The following is a 17,669-nucleotide window of genomic DNA, read 5'->3' on the forward strand; positions in this document are numbered from 1 at the left end:
ACGCGGTCAACATGGTGGTTTGGGCACCAGGAAAATAACCCCGTGCGCTTCGGCAATCTCCAGTATCCGTGGTAAATCCTCCGGCACCCGTAGCCGATCCACCGCCGCAAAAAACTGCCCGCCCCGCGGGTCGGACACCACGCCAATCATCTTCGCGGTAGGGCTGATGTTCTTGTAGGCATGGATCGAACCCCCGGGGATATGCACATACCCCCCGGCCGAGACGGTGGTGGACTTGCCCGCCACGGTCACTTCGACCTGGCCGTCGACCACATAAAACGCCTCGTCCCACGGATGAAAGTGCAGCGGCGGCCCACCGCCTTGCACACCTTCCTGAATATGCATTTCAAAGGGCTTACTGAGGTCGCCGCCCGCGAGGATGGTGATCGCCTCGCCCACGACGTTCACCGGCGCCGGCGAGTGCTCGATGACGTGCACCGTTCGCATGATTGCTCTCCGAAGATGACCCCGCACCCGCTGATTATAGGCCTCGTGCATCCGCCGGGCCGCGCACCGCAGGCCCGTCCGTCAGGGCGATTTCAACGCCGATTGAATTTTTTTCCAGGCAAATCGCTCTGCTGATGTAGAGACGTGTTGATTCAGCGTCCTGCCACTGGCCTCAGACCGAGAGATGCGCCCATGACTGCCCTGACACGACTTGAATCGCGGCCCGCCCACGAACACCCGATCCCGGCCGCCGGTAGCCTGAAACAAACCTATGAACACCTGCTGCTGGGCGACGACCCCGAGCAACGGCGCGCACTCGCCCGAAGCTTTCTCGAGGCGCAGCTCGAACACGCCACCCCCTTGCCTCAAGAAATGCCAACGGACCTGTCGGCGCTGCAATCGTTCGTCGAACAACACAGCGTCGACGTCGCCCGCCAATACGCCGATTACCTGCAACAACGCAAGGAAGGCGGGCCGCGACAGTTCTTTAGCAACAAGGCCCACGCGCTGTTTTTCCTGCAAGCGGTGGCCCCGACCAAACTGGTCGACGGCGCCTGGTTGTATGGCCTGTTGCGTCAGTGGCGCGACCCGCGTTTCGAAGGGCTGATCTGCACCTATCTGGAAGAGCTCGGCGACGGCAACCCGGCGCAGAACCATGTGGTGATTTACCGCAAGCTGCTCGCCGAACATGGCCTGCAAGACCCCGGGGTGATCGCCGACGAGCATTACCTGCAAGGCGCGATACAACTGGCGCTGGGCGAATCCGCCGACGAGTTTTTGCCGGAGGTGATCGGCTACAACCTCGGCTACGAACAGCTGCCCTTACACCTGCTGATCAGCGCCTATGAACTCAGCGAATTGGGCATCGATCCGTACTACTTCACCCTGCACGTGACCATCGACAACGCCAGCACCGGCCACGCGCAAAAAGCCGTGCAGTCGGTGTTGCAACTGCTGCCGGTGGAAGGCGATCGTGAGGACTTTCTGCGCCGGGTCGCGCTGGGTTATCGGCTCAACGACCTGGGGCAGGGCAGTCGCGCGATCATCGAGTCGTTCGACCTCGACGCCGAGCTGCTCAACATGCTTGAGCGCAAGCGTCCGTTCGGCCAGCACATGCATTCCGACTACTGCCGTTTTGAAGGCAAGACCGTCAACCAATGGCTGTCGGCGCCGGAGCAGTTGCCAGGGTTCCTCGCCGCCATGGAAAACAAGGGCTGGATCAAACGCCAGCAGGACCCGCAAGCCAGCCGTTTCTGGCAGTTGATCGAGGGTGACGGCGCCGCCATGTTCGGCGTGTTCAGCCCTTATGAAAAACAGCTGCTGCATGACTGGATTGCCGGCGACTGGGCGCCTGAGCGCTCAGCCACAGCGGTTCGCCGGGCCACGAGTGTCGCGACTGAACCGGCAGTGCCCGACAACGACCCGGATATCCAGAGCCTGCAAACCTCGCTGGAGGGGCTTGCCGCGCACGAGCAGATGCCGGTGCTGATCCCGTGGCTGTCGGCCCATCGGCATTTCCATCCGGCCGGCCTGATGGCCACGCGACGGTTCATCGAACTCAAATCCAGTCTGCGATAGGAGCACGGCATGAATCAGGAAGAGCAACTGGGCGCTGCCGATCTGGCGCTGGTGCAGCTGGGCCGCCGTTTGCAGGCTGATGGTTACCGGTTTATCACCCCGACCCCGCTCACCCACCAGCGGGTCAACGACCGTGCCTTTGGGCAAAACGCCCGGACCTTGCGCGACGTGTTCGGCTGGTCGCGCTCGTTCGAACCGGGCCTGCTATCGACCGATGAACAGCGGCAGTTGCAGGAGGCGGGCGTGCTGCAAGAAAGCAACGGCCGACTGAAAAGCCGCGTGCGCTGGTCCAGCCTCGATGATTTGCTGTTCGTGCACTCGGGCTTCCCCACCGACGCGGCTGACGCGGTGTTTTTCGGACCGGACAGCTACCGGTTCGCGCAGCTGATCCATGCCCATCTTCAACAAACCTTCGCGCCGATCCGGCGTGCCGTCGACATTGGTTGCGGCGCGGGTGTCGGGGCGATTGTGATTGCCCGCGCACGCCGTGAAGCCGAAGTGCTGGCTGTCGATATCAATCCTGCGGCGCTGCGTTTGACGGCGGTCAACGCGGCACTTGCCGAGGTCGCAAACGTCACGGTTGAGGCCAGCGATGTGCTGCAGGATGTCGACGGCCAGTTCGACCTGATCGTTGCCAATCCGCCCTACATGGCCGACCCCACCGAACGCGCTTACCGGCATGGCGGCGGCGCGCTGGGTGCGCAGTTATCGTTGCGCATTGTCGAGCAGGCGTTGCTTCGACTGGCGCCCGGTGGCTCTTTGGTGCTCTACACCGGGGTGGCAATGATCGATGGCCAGGACCCGTTTCTCGAGGCACTGACCCCGCGCCTCGAGTCGCCGATGTTCGGCTGGACCTATCGCGAACTCGACCCGGATGTGTTCGGTGAAGAGTTGCTGACACCGGGCTATCAACGGGTGGAGCGGATTGCGGTCGTGGCCTTGATCGTCACGCGCATCGGCCCCGGAATTGGGGGGCGCGTTGAGCCAGCAGGTGCGCCATGAACAAGAATCTGGACGATTACAACCGCATGCGCGATTTCTCGGCGACCTCTGAACCCGCTGCGAAACGATCTGCCAAAAAAACCGCGAAAGACCATGCCTTGCAGTTCTGTATCCAGAAGCACGATGCCTCGCGGTTGCACTATGACTTTCGCCTGGAACTCGATGGCGCACTGAAAAGCTGGGCAGTGCCGAAAGGTCCTTCGCTGGACCCCAAGGTCAAGCGCCTGGCCGTCCACGTTGAAGACCATCCGATCGATTACGCGACGTTTGAGGGCAGCATTCCCGAAGGGCATTACGGCGCCGGTGACGTGATTGTCTGGGACCGGGGCGTGTGGATACCCCAGGAAGATCCGGCCAAGGCCTATGCCAAGGGCAAGCTCAAGTTCGAGCTGCAAGGCGAGAAACTCGGCGGCTTGTGGAACCTGGTGCGCACGCACATGCCGGGCAAGCAGGAGCAGTGGTTTCTGATCAAGCATCAGGACGGCGCGGCGAAATCCGAAAGTGATTACGACGTGGTCGCCGCCGAGCCCGGCAGCGTGCTCAGTGACCGCACCATACTCCCCAAAAAGGCCAAGACCGCCGCCAAGCCCAAACCGGTGAAGAAGCCGGCGCGCAAGGTCGCGGCTAAAGAGCAATCGGCGCAACTCACCGGCGCTCACAAGGCCAAGCTGCCCGACCAGCTCAAACCGGAGTTGGCGACGCTGGTGGAAAAAGCCCCGCAGGGCGAGTGGAGCTATGAGATCAAGTTCGACGGCTACCGGATCATGGCGCGTATCGACCACGACGAGGTGAAACTCTTCACCCGCAACGGCCACGACTGGACCCACAAACTGCCGAAGCAGGTCGAGGCCCTGGCCGCTCTGGGCCTCGAATCGGCCTGGCTCGACGGTGAGATGGTGGTGGCTAACGAGCAGGGCGTACCGGACTTTCAGGCGCTGCAAAATGCCTTTGAATCGAACCGCAGCGGCAACATCCTTTACTACCTGTTCGACATGCCTTACCTCAATGGCGTGGACCTGCGTGAGGTGCCAGTCGAAGAGCGGCGGGTCGCGCTGGCGACGGTGCTCAAACCCAATAAAGACCCGCTGCTGCGCTTCTCCGATGCGTTCGGCGAAGAACCGGAAGCGTTGCTCAACAGTGCCTGCCAGATGCAGATGGAAGGGCTGATCGGCAAGCGGCTGGGGTCGCCTTACGTGTCCCGGCGCAGCAGTGACTGGATCAAGCTCAAGTGCAAGCATCGGCAGGAATTCGTCGTGGTCGGTTTCACCGATCCCAAAGGCGCGCGCAATGCCTTCGGCGCGTTGTTGTTGGGCCTGCATGACCGTGACAGCGGCGAGTTGCGCTATGCCGGCAAGGTCGGCACCGGTTTCAACGAGACCACGCTCAAGCACATTTACGAACAGCTCAAACCCTTGCAGGTGAAAAAGCCGGCGGTGGTCAATCCGCCGACCGGTTTCGACGCCAAGGGTGTGCATTGGCTCAAACCGGTTTTGCTCGCCGAAGTCGCGTTCGCCGAGATGACCAAGGACGGGTCGGTGCGCCATGCCGTGTTCCATGGCTTGCGCGATGACAAGCCCGCCGAAGGCATCACCGAGGAGCGTCCGAAAGCCGTGAAAGCCCAGACCAGCAAGAAAGCCGCCGCTGACAAACCGGCCACCGCGACGAAAAAGAAACCCACCAAGGCAGCGCCCGCGCCCTCGCAAATCGGCCTCGGCGACGGCAAGGTGCGTATCACCCATCCGGACCGGGTGATCGATGCGAGCAGTGGCACCACCAAAGTGCAGCTGGCGGAATATTACGCCAGCGTCGCCGAATGGATTCTGCCCGAGCTCAAGGATCGGCCCGTGGCGCTGGTGCGCGCCCCGGACGGTATCGCCGGCGAGCTGTTCTTCCAGAAAAATGCCGAACGCCTGGCCATTCCGGGCATTACCACACTGGACAAGGACGTCACCGGCCAACCGGTGATGATCATCAACAACGCCGAAGCGCTGATTGGCGCCGTGCAGATGAGCACCGTGGAACTGCACACCTGGAACGCCACCACGGAGAATCTCGACAAGCCTGACCGCTTCGTTCTCGACCTCGACCCGGACCCGGCGCTGCCGTGGAAAAGCATGGTGGAGGCGACCCAGCTGACGCTGTCGGTGCTGGATGAACTGGGACTCAAGGCCTTCCTCAAGACCAGCGGCGGCAAGGGGATTCACCTGGTGGTACCGCTGACCCGCAAGCTCGGTTGGGACGAGGTGAAGGACTTCAGCCACGCAATCGTCAGCCACATGGCGAAGTTGCTGCCGGAGCGCTTTTCGGCGGTTTCAGGGCCGAAGAATCGCGTCGGGCGGATCTTCATCGATTACCTGCGCAATGGACTGGGCGCCACCACCATTTGCGCCTACGCCGCCCGCACTCGCGAAGGGCTGCCGGTGTCAGTGCCGATTTTTCGTGAAGAGGTGGCCGAATTGAAGGGCGGCAATCAGTGGAACATCCACAACATGCAGGAACGACTGGCCGAAGTCGGTGATGAACCTTGGGCGAACCTGAAGAAAACCCGGCAAACCATCACCGCCGACATGCGTCGGCGGGTCGGAATGAAAAAATAGGCCCCGACACAGCCTTGTAGCAGCAGCCTNGCCGCTACCGGACAAACGCCTGCAAATCGCTGGTCAGTTTATCGATCGCCACTTTGAAGTCTTTGGCGGTGATCTTCTGACTGGCATTCGACAGTGTGCTGCCGAAGACTTTGCGCACGACTTTGGCCACGGTCTGGTTGTTGCTGGCGTCAATAAACTCGGCCTCGATGAACAGCGTGGTGTCCTGATCCCGATGCCCGCTGGCAGCGGCAACACCACCGACGACGGCCGCGACAGGCACCACTTCATACCATTTCATGCCTTCGTTTTCGGCATTCACCCCGGTGATCGCCGCGCGCATGATCAGTTTTTTTGAACCGGCCGGCGCTGATTGTTCGCTCGATACCACGCGGTATTTCTGCCCCAGCACACCTTTGGCCTTGCTGGTCATGTAGTTCTGCAGTTCATCCAGGGTTTGCTGATTGACCCGCTCGTTCGGCTTGGGCGCCGGATAGAGCTCCAGTTTGTTGAAGACCACGGTGTCGTAGGCGTTTGGATTCCAGGACGGGCTCACCCAGCGCATCGCAGTTTCGCCGCTGGTGGTGGTGACTTGCTGCAAGTTGTTGTAGTTGGACAGGAAGCCTGAGTACTGGTCTTTTTCGGTGACTTTCGAGGTGCAGCCTCCGAGTAGCAGGCTGGTCAATGCGACGCCGATGAATAATTTCCGGGACAGATTCATTGTGGTGTGTGCTCCATGGATTTAGCCGTTTTTTTTTCGATTGCAGGCATCAAAAACGCCAGGTCATATTTCCGGTCACCGCTTGAATCCAGGCATTGTCGAACTGACCGGAAGTTCGAGTGCCCGACGTGGACTTGGTCTGGTCCACCGGCATGTCGCCAAGCCAGACCATGGCCCAGCTGACGTTAATGTCGGTGACCTTGTTCACAGCATAGGTGGCTCCGGTCGCAATGCGCCAGGATTCGCCCATGGGCACGGTAAACGTGCGGTTACCGTCGGAAACGGCGCTGCTGTCGTAAGCTACGCCGAAATTCCACAACAGGTGCGGGGTGGCCTGGTATTGCGCGCCCAGGGCCAGTTGCCAGGTGTCTTTGAAATGAGCGTCGACCGTGGTCGATTGGGAACCGACTGCGGTGGTGTCGACTTGCACCGCGATATCGCCGAACTCGGACCAGTCCTGCCAGTTGACGGAGGCGAGCAAGGCCCATCGCGGGTCGAGTTGCTGGAACAGGCTCAGGGTCGCCGTTTGCGGCACGGTCATGTCGAGTTGGGTATTGGTGTTGTTGACGCGCTCCAGCAGACGGCCGTCGCCTTTCACATCCAGCCGGTCTTCGAAGTCCAGGTCGACCTTGCTGGTGTAGGCCAGGCCAACGCGGGTGCCGGGTTGCGGGGCATAAATCACCCCCACATTCGCACCAAAACCCCAATCGTTGTCTTTGTACTTGAACTGCCCGTCGCCGCGGTCGGTGAAGCCAAAGGGTGAACGGTCGATAGCGGTTTGCGCTTGCAGCATGCCGTACATGGCTTTTACGCCGACACCCACCGACCATTGCTCATTGAAGCGATACGCCACGCTGGGCACAAAAGACAAACCGGCGAGGCTGGCGTTCTGCGCGAAGTAGCGCCCGGACCAGTCGTTGTCGTAGTTGGCGGCCAAGCCGAAGTCGCCGTAATTGCCGAATCCGACGCTCCAGTGGTCATCCAGTTGATGGCTGATAAAAAAACTGCCGCCGGGAATCGGGTCGAGGGCGTTGCCACTGCCGCTGCCCGTGCCGTTGGTGTTTGAGTCGCGATCAAAGCTCAGGTTGCCGTAGAGCACCTGCAATCCGCCGGTAATTTGCGTACCTGGCAGATAGCTCATGCCCGCCGGGTTGCTGGCGATGGTGGAAGGCCCCTGCGCCCGGGCGGCGGCACCGGCGTTGGCCAGGCCGGCGTTATCTGTGCCGATTTCATAGAGCATGATGCCGCCGGCCTGGGCCTGCTGGCAGCACAGCGCAAACAGGGTGAGGGCGGGCAGGGTGGCTGTTTTTAGCTGCATGGCGCTACCTCGGAAAATGTCCTTCACGAACGCGGGTGGCCGCTGTTGGCCACCCGTCTATCGACGGCCTACTTGGCCATTTCCGCCCGAGCCGCGGCGATCTTGGCTTTGACAGAGTCGAGGTTGAAGCTCGCGCCTTTTTGCATCGGTGGGTATTCAATCGCTGTTTCAGCCAGTTTGGCGACCTGTTGCTGAACGAACACGAAGCGCCAGAACTGAAACTTGAACCAGTCGAAGTACTGCTGGGAACCTTGAGCCGCCTGGTTTTCCGGCCAGCCCATACGTTCGAACGGATCAAGGCGAAGATTGGTCAGGATCGGTACGTCGACCGCCACTTTGGCGCCCATCCACCCGCCTGGCTGGTCGATAAAGCGATACTTGTAGTCGCCGATTCGCACCGCGCCCAGCGCACTCTCACCAAAGTAGAAGATTTCGTTTCGAGTCGACGGACCTTTGCCGGTGATCATCGGCGTCTGGTCATAGCCGTCCAGGTGCACTTTGTAGGTGCGGTCGCCCAGTTGTTTTCCCTTGAGCAGTTCCTGGGTAATGTTTGGGTTACCGGCCGCCGCGATGAGGGTCGGGAACCAGTCCATCCCGGACATGATGCCGTTGGCCACGGTGTTGGCCGGTACATTGCCAGGCCAGCGAACGATCGCCGGCACCCGGAAACCACCTTCCATTACGGTGCCTTTGCCCATGGCAAACGGTGTGGTGCCGCCATCCGGCCAAGTGAAGTTTTCCGCGCCGTTGTCGGTGGTGAAAATCACGATGGTGTTGTCATCCATGCCGTCTTTTTTCAGCTTGGCCATGACGTCGCCGACGATGTCATCGAGCTGCGCCATGCCGGCTTCCTGCTCCGACCAGCCATTCTGCGAATTGCGCATCGCTTCGTACTTGTCGGACAGGTGCGTGACGATGTGCATGCGGGTCGGGTTCAGCCACAGGAAGAACGGTTTGTTATCGGTCTTGGCCTTGTCGATGAAGGTGAAAGCCTTGTCGCGGATTTCGTCGTCGACGGTTTTCATCCGCTCGGGATAGAGCGTGCCGGCGTCTTCGATTTTCTGTTTGCCGACCTTGCCCCAGCGCGGCATCACCGTCGTATCGTCGGTGGCGGTCGCCCAGCTGTGGACCATGTTGCGCGGGCCGACGGTGGCCAGAAGTTCTTGCGGATAATTGGGGTGCGCCGGGTCTTCCATGGCGTCGAGGTGATAGAGGTAACCAAAGAACTCGTCGAACCCGTGCACGGTGGGCAGAAATTCGTTCAAGTCGCCGAGGTGGTTTTTGCCGAACTGGCCGGTGGAATAACCCATGGCCTTGAGCGCGGTGGCAATGGTGACTGCTTCGGCGGGAATACCGACAGGAGAACCTGCCTGGCCGACCGTTGTCATGCCGGTGCGGATCGGCAGTTCACCGGTAATGAAATTGGCACGCCCGGCGGTGCAACTGGCCTCGGCGTAGTAGTCGGTAAAACGCATGCCTTCAGCGGCGAGTTGGTCGAGGTTGGGGGTCCGGCCGGCCATCATGCCCTGGTTGTAGACGCCGATATTGGACCAGCCGATATCGTCGCCCATGATGACCACGATGTTGGGGGCGGGTTTGTCGGCCGCTTGGGTGATGCCGGGTAGAACCATTGCAGACAACACCATTGAAGCAGCTAACAAACGGGAGAATTTTGTCTGGTTCATGTGACGCTCCTGCCTACTGACGTAAGTAACGAAGACCGACCCCCCCGACCTTTCTAAAATGCGTATCCCCCGCAAGAGCGTAGGTATGAACTGGTAAATTTCCAGTAAAAAATTGCCGCCGTATGCACTTGTCTCATGGGCTTTACAGCGGTGCTGATCCCGGCGTTGTCGCACTTTCTGTTGCGCAAGGTGCGATAGGCAACACCTGCATCACCAGCGAAACATTGGCAGCGGCTTGAGTGGCGAACGCAGAAACTGCCGTGCGGTTTGCCGGAGCAGCATCCCGTGAAAGCCATGATTGGGCAGCGCCGCCTTCACCGTTTTGATGTAGGCCCGTGGCAGGCCGAACGTCATCAGGCCGAGCGAAACATCAATGATATCGGCGCGCCGGAAGGGCTCGACGCTGAGCGCATGATCGGCAGCGTAGGACCGCACTTTGTGGTGTTCCAGGATCAGCGCCGTCACTTCGCCGTTCAAGTGCGAGCGTTGCCGCTTGGCGAGGTAGTCGCTGGCCAGGCGCACCGAGGGTTCCAGGTAATCAATGGTTTGATCGGTCCAGATGCCCAGGTCGTGAAACGCCCCGGCGATCTGCACGGCTTCGGAGGGCAGGCCTTCAATGCCGCTGATCGCGCGATAGAAGTTCAGCACCCGGTAAATGTGATTGCGATAACCCGACAAATCGCTACCGATCGCCAGTGCGTAGGACGTCAGTATTTCGTCGGTAACGGGGAATTCGAGAAGGGGATTCATCGGTTCGGACCTCAGGCGTCGCGCAACAGGTCATTGGCGTTGAGGATCTCGAAGGCGATCTCCGGGCGTTTCTCCAGGCTGCGGCGAATCGCGGCCGGGATCGACTGGCGGGTCTTGCGGCACAAACCCGGCAACTCGCCGAGGGTGATGCCGATGCCGCGCATGGTACGTACTTCGTTGAAGCTGGGGATGATGTCCACGCGGATGCCCAGTTGTGCGTACATGCGGTTTTGCAAGCGTTCGAGGTCAGCCAGGCTTTGCAAATTTTCCAGACGATCGAGCAGACGCTTTTCTTCCTGTCGGGTCAGAAACAGGATGCGCACGTCCGCGCCCGGTGTTTCCAGCAATGAGTCTCGCCCGCAGATGCAGGCGCCGGGCGGGCAGGGTGAGCGAATCGGAGCAGAGGTCGTCATGGGCTTTAATCATAGAGCGCCCCAAGCGAATCGTCAGTCGGAAATATCGGTCACCGGGATGATCTGTTCGCCATCGGGCTGAGTGCCGGTCACGGTTTTCCTTTCCCGACGATCATTGATCCAGTTGTCCACCTGGGTGCCGAACTCGGCCGGGGCTTTTCGCCCGACCCTGCGGGCGAGGTCGAGAATGGTCTGCTGGGCAAGGGCGTCTTCCATGCGTTGCTGCGCGGTCATCATGACGGCGTGAACCGAGCAATGACCTTCCACGGCCCACGTCGGCGGGGAACCCTCAAACAGCGCGCAACGCCCACGGATATCCCGGCAATCGAAGATGAGCTTCTGGCCATCAATGGCGTTGACGATGTCCAGCACGCTGATTTCGTCCGCCGGCCGCGCGAGTTTGAACCCGCCGCGCACGCCCTCGGTCGCGACCACCAGTTTGGCCTTGGCCAGCTTGGTGAAGATTTTCGCCAGGTAGTCCAGTGGCACACCTTGCAGCTCAGCGAGGTCGCGCACGCTTGCCTCCCGGCTGTCGCCGTAATCGCCCACCAGAAAAAGCAGGCAGTGAATGCCGTACTCAACGCCCGCGCTGTAGAGAGACATGGTTATCTCCGACTGAATGAGTCGCCAATATTATCAGCCGATGGTCGGGGGTGCAACGAAGCATCGGCATGGCGTTGATCGACTATCTATGCTGTTCTGCTTATAGATAGAAGCTTGTGCCTGGATTGTCGAGGTATCTGTATTTGTGATGATAACCATCGATAGAAGGTCATTGCGCCTTATAACTCGGATCACTATAGTCGCCGTTGTCAACTCGGCGACGAGTTCAGTCTTTGGTCTTCTTTGGAGTTAAAACAATGAAACAGCACATTCTGGTCATCGGCGCAGGTTTCGGTGGCATGTGGACGGCATTGAGCGCCACGCGCCTGTTGGACATCCATGATCACAACCACGTAGAAGTCACAGTACTGGCGCCTCAGGCCGAGCTGCGGGTGCGTCCGCGCTTCTACGAACCGAATGCTCATCAACTGGCGGCACCCCTCGGCGACCTGTTCGATGCTGTCGGTGTGAAGTTCATCAAGGGCGCCGCTGAAACCATCGACGTGCAGCAAAAAAGCGTCGGCTACACCGATGCGTCGGGTGCCAGACAAGTGTGCAGCTACGACAAACTCGTTCTGGCCACCGGCAGCGGTCTTGCGCTGCCGAACACTCCGGGCGTGGCCCAACACGCCTTTGACGTGGACCAGATCGAACAAGCGGTACGCCTGGAAAACCATCTGAAATCCCTGGTCAACCTGCCGCAAAGCAAAGCGCGCAACACCGTCGTGGTGGCCGGCGGCGGCTTTACCGGGATTGAAACGGCGACTGAAATGCCGGCGCGTCTGCGGGCCATCCTCGGCGAGGACGCTGACATTGAAGTGATCATCGTCGATCGCGGTGAAAAAGTCGGGGCGTCCATGGGCAGCGAAATCAGCCAGTCGATCGCCGAAGCCAGCACTGAGCTGGGCGTGAAATGGCGCTTGAAGTCGTCGGTCGTTGCCGTCGATGAAAACGGTGTGACCCTGGCCGATGGCCAACGCATCGACGCCAAGACCGTGGTCTGGACCACCGGTGTGCGGGCCAGCTCGCTGACCGAGCAGATCCCGGCTGAACGCGATCACCTCGGTCGCCTGCACGTTGATGCGCATCTGAAAGTCATCGGCCAGGACGATATTTTCGCCACCGGCGATGTGGCTTACGCCGCCACGGATGACATCGGCAACTACGCTCTGATGACCTGCCAACACGCGATCTCGCTGGGGCGCCATGCCGGCAACAACGTCGCTGCGCAAATCCTGGGCGTGGACCCGAAGGCGTACAGTCAGCCCAAGTACGTCACCTGTCTGGATCTGGGTGCGTGGGGCGCGGTTTACACCGAGGGCTGGGATCGCCAGGTCAAACTGGTCAAACAGGAAGGCAAGTCGCTCAAGACCCAGATCAACACGGTGTGGATCTACCCGCCGGCCGCTGACCGCGCAACAGCGCTGGCGGCTGCGGATCCGATGATTCCGGTTGTGGCCTAAGAGATTGGCAGTGCTGTTTCGATAAGACTGCCTGCATAAAAAATCCCGCTCAAGTCACCTTGAGCGGGATTTTTTTATTCAGATGCGGAAGGCTTGCCGGCCGACCAACAGCCATTTTCCGGACTTCTTTTGCCAGATCTGGAAGTTTTCGATTTCCGTCGGGACCACCTCGGTGCCCTTGATCGCCTGTGCCGAAAAATGATGGCGAACCAGCGCTACATCACCCGAGACGGTGATGGTCTGGTTCTGCATTTCCAGGGTTTTGAAAGCGCTCTTGCCCGTTTCGATATCAGCGATGAAGTCTTTCTTGTCCTGGACCTTGCCGCTGGAGTGGCCGTAGGTCAGGTTTTCAGCGGTGAGCGCTTTCAGTTCGGGGATGTTCTTGTTCAGCATGGCTTGCGTCAGATGGTCCACCGCCAGCGCCACATCCTTCTCGCCCGGAGCAGGAGCTGCTGCCGCCACGTAGCCACTGAAGAGGCACAGAAAACCAATCAGCACTTTCACTTTTTTCATGGGTAGTTCCTTGTTGTTATGAATGACTCGTCGGTCATCGTACAACCTGGCAGAAATTAAATGAATAGTGGCAAAACGACGAGGCAAGACTTCTGTGGGCTGATAGAAGTCTTGCCGGGTAAAGGGAAGGGGGTTTGGACTACAGCTTCAGGCCAGCATCGACAACAGGGCACCTTGACGGTCCAGTTTGGCCAGGTCGTCGAAGCCTCCGACATGGGTGTCACCGATGAATATCTGCGGCACGCTGCGACGACCGCTGCGGGTGAGCATTTCCTGGAATTTTCCGGGGTCCGATTGAACATTGATTTCCCGGGTGGCGATGCCTTTGCTGGCCAGCAGCGCCTTGGCATTGCGGCAATAAGGGCAGGTGTCGGTGGTGTAAAGCGTCACAGTGTTCATGGGGTGTACTCCTCGGGTCAGACATCCGCCTCAAGCATCGATGGCAGGGAAGTCGATGTCAGTCAGGGCCAGGTTGTTGAGGTAGTTGGTCAGGGTCTGCGAGGCAATGTGGGCGACCACCTCGATGATCTTGGCGTCGGTGATGCCGGCTGAACGCGCCGCTGCAATCTGTTCGTTGCTCAGGTGGCCGCGACTTTCGGTGATTTGCTGGGCCAGCGTGGCAAACGCATTGAGTTGACCGTGTCGAGCACTGACGATGTCTTGTGCGGACAGCCCGGCCTTGCCGGCAAACAGGGTGTGGGCCGCCAGGCAATAGTCGCAACCATTGACCTGCGAGGTGGCGAGGAAGATGGCTTCTTTTTCAGGGGCGCTCAGGGATGTTTTGCCCAAGGCCACCGACTGTTGCAGATAGGCCGACAGCACGGCGGGGGCATGGGCCAGCGTCTTGAAGACGTTGGGCAAGAAGCCGATTTTTTTCTGCACGCCTTCCAGCAGCGGGCGAGTGGTGTCGGTGGCGTGTTCAAGGTTCAGGGGGGCGATGCGGCTCATGGTGAGACTCCGTCGATTCAGGCGCGGTATGCGCTGGGTACGGGGTCCATGCTAGGGATGAATGCTGGCCTTGAGGGTGCAAATCGTCGAGGATATGCGACAGATCGTCCAGATTTGTCCCGGGGAGTCGTTCCATGGATCGCTTGTCCACTTTGCTCACGCATTTCGGTGTCAGTGCCGGAACCTTCCACAGTGGCGAATTTTGCGGCGTCACGGCGTTTGATGGCGAGCAGGCCACCGGGCACCTGCATTTGCTTCAGGCCGGCGAACTGACGCTCAAGTTGGCGGATGAGCGCGTCCTGCAACTCAATGAGCCGACGTTGATTTTTTTTCCGCGTCCTTATCGTCACCGGTTGTTCGCCAGCGAAGCGTCAGGCACTCAGTTGGTGTGCGCGTCTCTGGAATTTGACGGTGGGGCGGGCAATGCCCTGGCGGCCGCGCTGCCTGAGTACCTGGTGCTCAAACTCGACAGCATCCCGACCCTGGCCGGCACGCTGGACTGGCTGTTCAGCGAGGCGTTCGGCGGCATTTGTGGACGCGAAGCGATGATGGATCGGCTGTTCGAACTGCTGGTGATTCAGTTGTTGCGGCACATCCTCACCAGCCGTGACCAGACGCCCGGGATGATGGCCGGTCTCGCCGACCCGCGTCTGGCAAGACCCTTGAGCCTGATGCACGATGCGCCCGGCAAGGCCTGGACCGTAGCCGAACTGTCGGCGGCGGCCAACATGTCTCGGGCCAGTTTCGCCGACTACTTTCGCTCGGTGGTGGGGCAGACGCCGGTCGACTATCTGGTGAGCTGGCGGATCAGCCTGGCGCAGAAACGCTTGCGTGAAGGCAAGTCCATCGCGCTGATCGCCGATGAAGTCGGCTACGAAAGCCCTTCGGCGCTGGCCCGGGCGTTCCGGCGCAAAACCGGCAGCAGCCCGCGCGAGTGGGTGCAAGAGGCAAAACGCCCGCGGTGACCCTCAGGCCGGTTAAACACAATCCCTGTGGGAGCGAGCTTGCTCGCGATGGCGGTGGATCAGTCGCCATCGATGTTGGATGTGCCGGCCAATTCGCGAGCAAGCTCGCTCCCACAGGTTTCGTGGGCGTGAGATAGACTCATCTACGGGCACCGAACCGTGGGAGTGACACCTGTGGCGCAATCCAAATGGACTCACTGATCACCGCCGCAGCGCACGCACTTGCGGCGGGCGATCCCCTCGGTGCGCTGAACCGGGTTGCCTTGCGCGACGATGCCCCTTCGCTGGCGCTTCGCGGCATCGCCATGGCGCAGTTGGGCGATCTGGTCCGGGCCAAGGCATTGGTGCGCAGCGCCGCGCGCGCCTTTGGTCCGAAAGCGCCTGTGGCCCGGGCGCGGTGCGTGGTCGCCGAGGCCGAAATCGCCCTGGCTTCACGGGATCTCGGCTGGCCGGTGAAGGCGCTCGAAGCGGCGCGAGTGACCTTGCAGGCGCATGGCGATGGCGCGAATGCGGCCCATGCGCGGTATTTGCAGGTTCGACGTTTGTTGTTGATCGGGTCCCTCGATGAGGTCGAAGCGCTGCTCGCCGAGCTCGACCCCGCACCGCTGCCGCCGGCATTGCGCGTCGTTCATGAATTAGTGGTGGCCGGGATCGCCGTGCGGCGACTCGAAACAAGAAGGGCACGGTCTGCGCTCGAAAGGGCCGAGCGCGCGGCCTCAGACGCCGGTATTCCCGCGCTCACCGCCGAGGTTGAACACGCCGCTCAAGTCCTCGACACGCCCGCCGCGCGATTGATTGCCCGGGGTGAAGAACGCCCCCTGCGGCTGGATGAGGTGGAGGCATTGCTGAGTTCACCGTCACTGGTAGTCGACGCGTGCCGATACGGCGTGCGCGGCGCAGGGATGTCAGTGTCCCTGGCCAAACGCCCGGTGTTGTTCACCCTTGTGCGGGCGTTGGCCGAAGCCTGGCCCGAGGATGTGGCGCGGGAAACACTGATCACCCAGGCCTTTCGACTGAAGTTCACCGATGAGTCCCATCGCGCCAGACTGCGCGTCGAAATCGGTCGGCTTCGCACAGCGCTGAAGCCTCTGGCCGGTGTCAGTGCGACGAAGCGTGGGTTTGCGCTGAAACCACAGAGTGCTGACGACGTTGTGGTGCTGGCGTGGCCCGTCGAAGAGCCGCAGGCGGCGCTGCTCGCGTTCCTGGCCGACGGCGAGTCGTGGTCGAGTTCGGCGCTCGCCCTGGCGCTGAAGGCCAGTCAGCGCACGGTGCAACGGGCACTCGATTCGCTGGCAACCGCCGGCAAAGTGCAGTCGTTTGGTCGCGGGCGCGCCCGGCGCTGGATGACGCCGCCGCTGCCGGGATTCGCGACGACTTTGTTACTCACAGCTTGGGTGCCGGGTGACTAGGATCCATCCCACCACCCAATGAAGAGGATGCAACCATGAAGCAATCATCTGCCGAGATCATCCGCGAATACGGACCCTTTCCGGGCGTCGACACCGTGCATGGCGTTTCTTATGACGGTGAGCACGTCTGGTTCGCCTCCGGAGAAAAACTCAATGCACTCGACCCGGCAAGCGGTAAGACACCTCGTTCCATCGATGTCGCCGCGCATGCGGGAACAGCCTTTGACGGCCGCCACCTGTTCCAGATCGCCGAGGATCGCATTCAGAAGATCGATGCACCATTGCGGNAAGATCGATGCACCATTGCGGCGCCCGGCGGCGGTGGTGACTCAGGGCTGGCCTGGGCTGAAGGCACGCTTTGGGTGGGCCAGTATCGCGAACGCAAGATCCATCAAATCGACCCTGATACCGGCAAGATTCTTCGCACGATCGAGTCTAACCGTTTCGTCACCGGGGTGACTTGGGTTGAAGGGGCGCTGTGGCACGGCACCTGGGAAGAAGAGGAAAGTGAATTGCGGCGAGTAGATCCGAACACCGGGGAGGTGCTGCAAAGTGTCACGCTGCCAGCCGGTGTCGGCGTATCGGGGCTTGAATCCGATGGCGCGGACCGGTTTTTCTGTGGCGGTGGCAATAGCGGGAAGGTGAGGGCCGTTCGTCGGCCCGCCTCATCCTAAAACGTGAACTGACGCGAAGACCGGGGCGCGCTCTGGGCCAATTCGATCTCCAGCAGGTGTTCAACCAACACGTCATTGAGGAACCGGAACTGATCGTTGAGCCCGACCACTTCATTGTTGAAGTGGTTTGCGGCAGCCGGTATCAGCAATGCCTCGAAGTTTTTGTCGAACACCAGTGACAGCTCTTTGCGAGAGACGAATGGCTGCGAATAGAAGTTGTTGCCGAACACCGGGAAGCTTACGGAAAGGCTGATGGCGTGGATCATGATCTGCGCTCCTCGGCGAGGACGATGTAGGAAAAGACAGTCAGCGTAATGGCCGTCAGGGCCAGGCAGGTCAGCAGATGGATCAACATGATTTTCCCCTCCGGTGTGGGCTTTTGCCTTGGGATGGGTCGATCCTGCGCCTGGCGGTTTTTTTGCGGAAGGCAATCGTCGCGATGGTGAGTATCGATGTCGTTGATGGCGGATTTTTTGGTGTTCTGGAGGGCCTCATCGCGGGCAAGCCCGCTCCCACAATGTTCTTTGGTGAAACACAGATGTTGAAACGACGCTAATCCCTGTGGGAGCGGGCTTGTCCGCGATGAGGCCCTTAA

Annotated in this window: 19 protein-coding genes; 8 read left to right on the forward strand and 11 right to left on the reverse strand. The window is 60.5% G+C overall.

The genetic code is table 11. The annotated features are described in order from the left end of the window. Positions 1–6: 6 nt before the first annotated feature. Complete coding sequence (locus tag B7L09_RS29810; RefSeq protein ID WP_094471816.1) at positions 7–447, reverse strand: cupin domain-containing protein; 441 nt, start codon at positions 445–447, stop codon at positions 7–9. A gap of 192 nt (positions 448–639) precedes the next feature. On the opposite strand from B7L09_RS29810, the gene B7L09_RS29815 reads away from it, so the two are divergent. From B7L09_RS29815 to ligD, 3 genes are read left to right on the forward strand one after another with little or no spacing between them, the layout of a single operon-like run. Further along, a complete protein-coding gene (locus B7L09_RS29815; RefSeq protein ID WP_094471817.1) occupies positions 640–2,025 on the forward strand; it encodes an iron-containing redox enzyme family protein in 1,386 nt (461 codons plus the stop codon). 9 nt (positions 2,026–2,034) lie between these two features. Then, on the forward strand, positions 2,035–3,027 hold the full coding sequence (locus tag B7L09_RS29820) for a methyltransferase (protein WP_094471818.1): 993 nt from the start codon (positions 2,035–2,037) through the stop codon (positions 3,025–3,027). After that, positions 3,024–5,624 (forward strand): DNA ligase D, encoded by a 2,601-nt coding sequence (gene ligD, locus B7L09_RS29825; RefSeq protein ID WP_094471819.1) that lies wholly within the window; start codon positions 3,024–3,026, stop codon positions 5,622–5,624. Before B7L09_RS29820 ends, ligD begins: the two co-directional genes overlap by 4 nt. Before the next feature lie 34 nt (positions 5,625–5,658). On the opposite strand, the gene B7L09_RS29830 is transcribed toward ligD, so the two are convergent. From B7L09_RS29830 to B7L09_RS29855, 6 genes are all read right to left on the reverse strand, one after another. Next, positions 5,659–6,333 (reverse strand): DUF3313 domain-containing protein, encoded by a 675-nt coding sequence (locus tag B7L09_RS29830; protein ID WP_094471820.1) that lies wholly within the window; start codon positions 6,331–6,333, stop codon positions 5,659–5,661. Positions 6,334–6,382: 49 nt separating this feature from the next. Further along, on the reverse strand, positions 6,383–7,651 hold the full coding sequence (locus tag B7L09_RS29835) for an OmpP1/FadL family transporter (protein WP_094471821.1): 1,269 nt from the start codon (positions 7,649–7,651) through the stop codon (positions 6,383–6,385). A gap of 68 nt (positions 7,652–7,719) precedes the next feature. Next, positions 7,720–9,336 (reverse strand): arylsulfatase, encoded by a 1,617-nt coding sequence (locus tag B7L09_RS29840; RefSeq protein WP_094471822.1) that lies wholly within the window; start codon positions 9,334–9,336, stop codon positions 7,720–7,722. 210 nt (positions 9,337–9,546) lie between these two features. Continuing rightward, on the reverse strand, positions 9,547–10,086 hold the full coding sequence (locus tag B7L09_RS29845; RefSeq protein ID WP_094471823.1) for an HD domain-containing protein: 540 nt from the start codon (positions 10,084–10,086) through the stop codon (positions 9,547–9,549). A gap of 11 nt (positions 10,087–10,097) precedes the next feature. Next, entirely contained in the window at positions 10,098–10,499 is a 402-nt protein-coding gene (locus B7L09_RS29850; RefSeq protein WP_094471824.1) for a hypothetical protein, read from the reverse strand. A gap of 33 nt (positions 10,500–10,532) precedes the next feature. Continuing rightward, positions 10,533–11,102, reverse strand: a complete 570-nt coding sequence (locus B7L09_RS29855; RefSeq protein WP_094471825.1) for an RrF2 family transcriptional regulator — start codon at positions 11,100–11,102, stop codon at positions 10,533–10,535. A 257-nt stretch (positions 11,103–11,359) separates the two neighbouring features. Here B7L09_RS29855 and B7L09_RS29860 point away from each other — a divergent pair, with 257 nt between their 5' ends. After that, entirely contained in the window at positions 11,360–12,565 is a 1,206-nt protein-coding gene (locus tag B7L09_RS29860) for an NAD(P)/FAD-dependent oxidoreductase (RefSeq protein WP_094471826.1), read from the forward strand. Positions 12,566–12,643: 78 nt separating this feature from the next. On the opposite strand, the gene B7L09_RS29865 is transcribed toward B7L09_RS29860, so the two are convergent. From B7L09_RS29865 to B7L09_RS29875, 3 genes are all read right to left on the reverse strand, one after another. Beyond that, positions 12,644–13,078, reverse strand: a complete 435-nt coding sequence (locus B7L09_RS29865) for a nuclear transport factor 2 family protein (protein WP_094471827.1) — start codon at positions 13,076–13,078, stop codon at positions 12,644–12,646. A gap of 147 nt (positions 13,079–13,225) precedes the next feature. Further along, positions 13,226–13,477, reverse strand: coding sequence for a glutaredoxin 3 (gene grxC, locus B7L09_RS29870; RefSeq protein ID WP_094471828.1), 252 nt, complete (start codon positions 13,475–13,477; stop codon positions 13,226–13,228). Between the two features lie 30 nt (positions 13,478–13,507). Then, the gene (locus B7L09_RS29875; protein ID WP_094471829.1) at positions 13,508–14,026 is read right to left on the reverse strand and encodes a carboxymuconolactone decarboxylase family protein; all 519 of its coding nucleotides are present in this window, start codon (positions 14,024–14,026) and stop codon (positions 13,508–13,510) included. Between the two features lie 134 nt (positions 14,027–14,160). On the opposite strand from B7L09_RS29875, the gene B7L09_RS29880 reads away from it, so the two are divergent. The 3 genes from B7L09_RS29880 to B7L09_RS29890 all read left to right on the forward strand — a co-directional run bounded on the left by B7L09_RS29880 (position 14,161) and on the right by B7L09_RS29890 (position 17,074). Further along, on the forward strand, positions 14,161–14,991 hold the full coding sequence (locus B7L09_RS29880) for a helix-turn-helix transcriptional regulator (RefSeq protein ID WP_094471830.1): 831 nt from the start codon (positions 14,161–14,163) through the stop codon (positions 14,989–14,991). Between the two features lie 188 nt (positions 14,992–15,179). Continuing rightward, positions 15,180–16,400 carry a helix-turn-helix domain-containing protein gene (locus B7L09_RS29885; protein ID WP_094471831.1) on the forward strand — a complete coding sequence of 407 codons (1,221 nt, stop codon included), beginning with the start codon at positions 15,180–15,182 and terminating at the stop codon, positions 16,398–16,400. 35 nt (positions 16,401–16,435) lie between these two features. Continuing rightward, the gene (locus B7L09_RS29890; RefSeq protein WP_094471832.1) at positions 16,436–17,074 is read left to right on the forward strand and encodes a Vgb family protein; all 639 of its coding nucleotides are present in this window, start codon (positions 16,436–16,438) and stop codon (positions 17,072–17,074) included. Here B7L09_RS29890 and B7L09_RS29895 read toward each other — a convergent pair. Next, positions 17,071–17,340 carry a hypothetical protein gene (locus tag B7L09_RS29895; protein ID WP_094471833.1) on the reverse strand — a complete coding sequence of 90 codons (270 nt, stop codon included), beginning with the start codon at positions 17,338–17,340 and terminating at the stop codon, positions 17,071–17,073. The two genes, B7L09_RS29890 and B7L09_RS29895, sit on opposite strands and share 4 nt — an antisense overlap. Positions 17,341–17,417: 77 nt before the next feature. Here B7L09_RS29895 and B7L09_RS29900 point away from each other — a divergent pair, with 77 nt between their 5' ends. Continuing rightward, positions 17,418–17,630, forward strand: coding sequence for a hypothetical protein (locus B7L09_RS29900; RefSeq protein WP_094471834.1), 213 nt, complete (start codon positions 17,418–17,420; stop codon positions 17,628–17,630). Positions 17,631–17,669: the final 39 nt, after the last annotated feature.

Origin of the sequence: Pseudomonas mandelii (assembly GCF_002251635.1) — a bacterium.
Taxonomy (GTDB): domain Bacteria; phylum Pseudomonadota; class Gammaproteobacteria; order Pseudomonadales; family Pseudomonadaceae; genus Aquipseudomonas; species Aquipseudomonas mandelii_B.

What these genes read in the sequence shown, in the direction of transcription:
- B7L09_RS29810 (WP_094471816.1), bottom strand. Translation starts at nt 447, where the DNA reads ATGCGAACGGTGCACGTCATCGAGCACTCGCCGGCGCCGGTGAACGTC.
- B7L09_RS29815 (WP_094471817.1), top strand. Translation starts at nt 640, where the DNA reads ATGACTGCCCTGACACGACTTGAATCGCGGCCCGCCCACGAACACCCG.
- B7L09_RS29820 (WP_094471818.1), top strand. Translation starts at nt 2,035, where the DNA reads ATGAATCAGGAAGAGCAACTGGGCGCTGCCGATCTGGCGCTGGTGCAG.
- ligD (WP_094471819.1), top strand. Translation starts at nt 3,024, where the DNA reads ATGAACAAGAATCTGGACGATTACAACCGCATGCGCGATTTCTCGGCG.
- B7L09_RS29830 (WP_094471820.1), bottom strand. Translation starts at nt 6,333, where the DNA reads ATGAATCTGTCCCGGAAATTATTCATCGGCGTCGCATTGACCAGCCTG.
- B7L09_RS29835 (WP_094471821.1), bottom strand. Translation starts at nt 7,651, where the DNA reads ATGCAGCTAAAAACAGCCACCCTGCCCGCCCTCACCCTGTTTGCGCTG.
- B7L09_RS29840 (WP_094471822.1), bottom strand. Translation starts at nt 9,336, where the DNA reads ATGAACCAGACAAAATTCTCCCGTTTGTTAGCTGCTTCAATGGTGTTG.
- B7L09_RS29845 (WP_094471823.1), bottom strand. Translation starts at nt 10,086, where the DNA reads ATGAATCCCCTTCTCGAATTCCCCGTTACCGACGAAATACTGACGTCC.
- B7L09_RS29850 (WP_094471824.1), bottom strand. Translation starts at nt 10,499, where the DNA reads ATGACGACCTCTGCTCCGATTCGCTCACCCTGCCCGCCCGGCGCCTGC.
- B7L09_RS29855 (WP_094471825.1), bottom strand. Translation starts at nt 11,102, where the DNA reads ATGTCTCTCTACAGCGCGGGCGTTGAGTACGGCATTCACTGCCTGCTT.
- B7L09_RS29860 (WP_094471826.1), top strand. Translation starts at nt 11,360, where the DNA reads ATGAAACAGCACATTCTGGTCATCGGCGCAGGTTTCGGTGGCATGTGG.
- B7L09_RS29865 (WP_094471827.1), bottom strand. Translation starts at nt 13,078, where the DNA reads ATGAAAAAAGTGAAAGTGCTGATTGGTTTTCTGTGCCTCTTCAGTGGC.
- grxC (WP_094471828.1), bottom strand. Translation starts at nt 13,477, where the DNA reads ATGAACACTGTGACGCTTTACACCACCGACACCTGCCCTTATTGCCGC.
- B7L09_RS29875 (WP_094471829.1), bottom strand. Translation starts at nt 14,026, where the DNA reads ATGAGCCGCATCGCCCCCCTGAACCTTGAACACGCCACCGACACCACT.
- B7L09_RS29880 (WP_094471830.1), top strand. Translation starts at nt 14,161, where the DNA reads ATGGATCGCTTGTCCACTTTGCTCACGCATTTCGGTGTCAGTGCCGGA.
- B7L09_RS29885 (WP_094471831.1), top strand. Translation starts at nt 15,180, where the DNA reads ATGGACTCACTGATCACCGCCGCAGCGCACGCACTTGCGGCGGGCGAT.
- B7L09_RS29895 (WP_094471833.1), bottom strand. Translation starts at nt 17,340, where the DNA reads ATGATCCACGCCATCAGCCTTTCCGTAAGCTTCCCGGTGTTCGGCAAC.
- B7L09_RS29900 (WP_094471834.1), top strand. Translation starts at nt 17,418, where the DNA reads ATGGATCAACATGATTTTCCCCTCCGGTGTGGGCTTTTGCCTTGGGAT.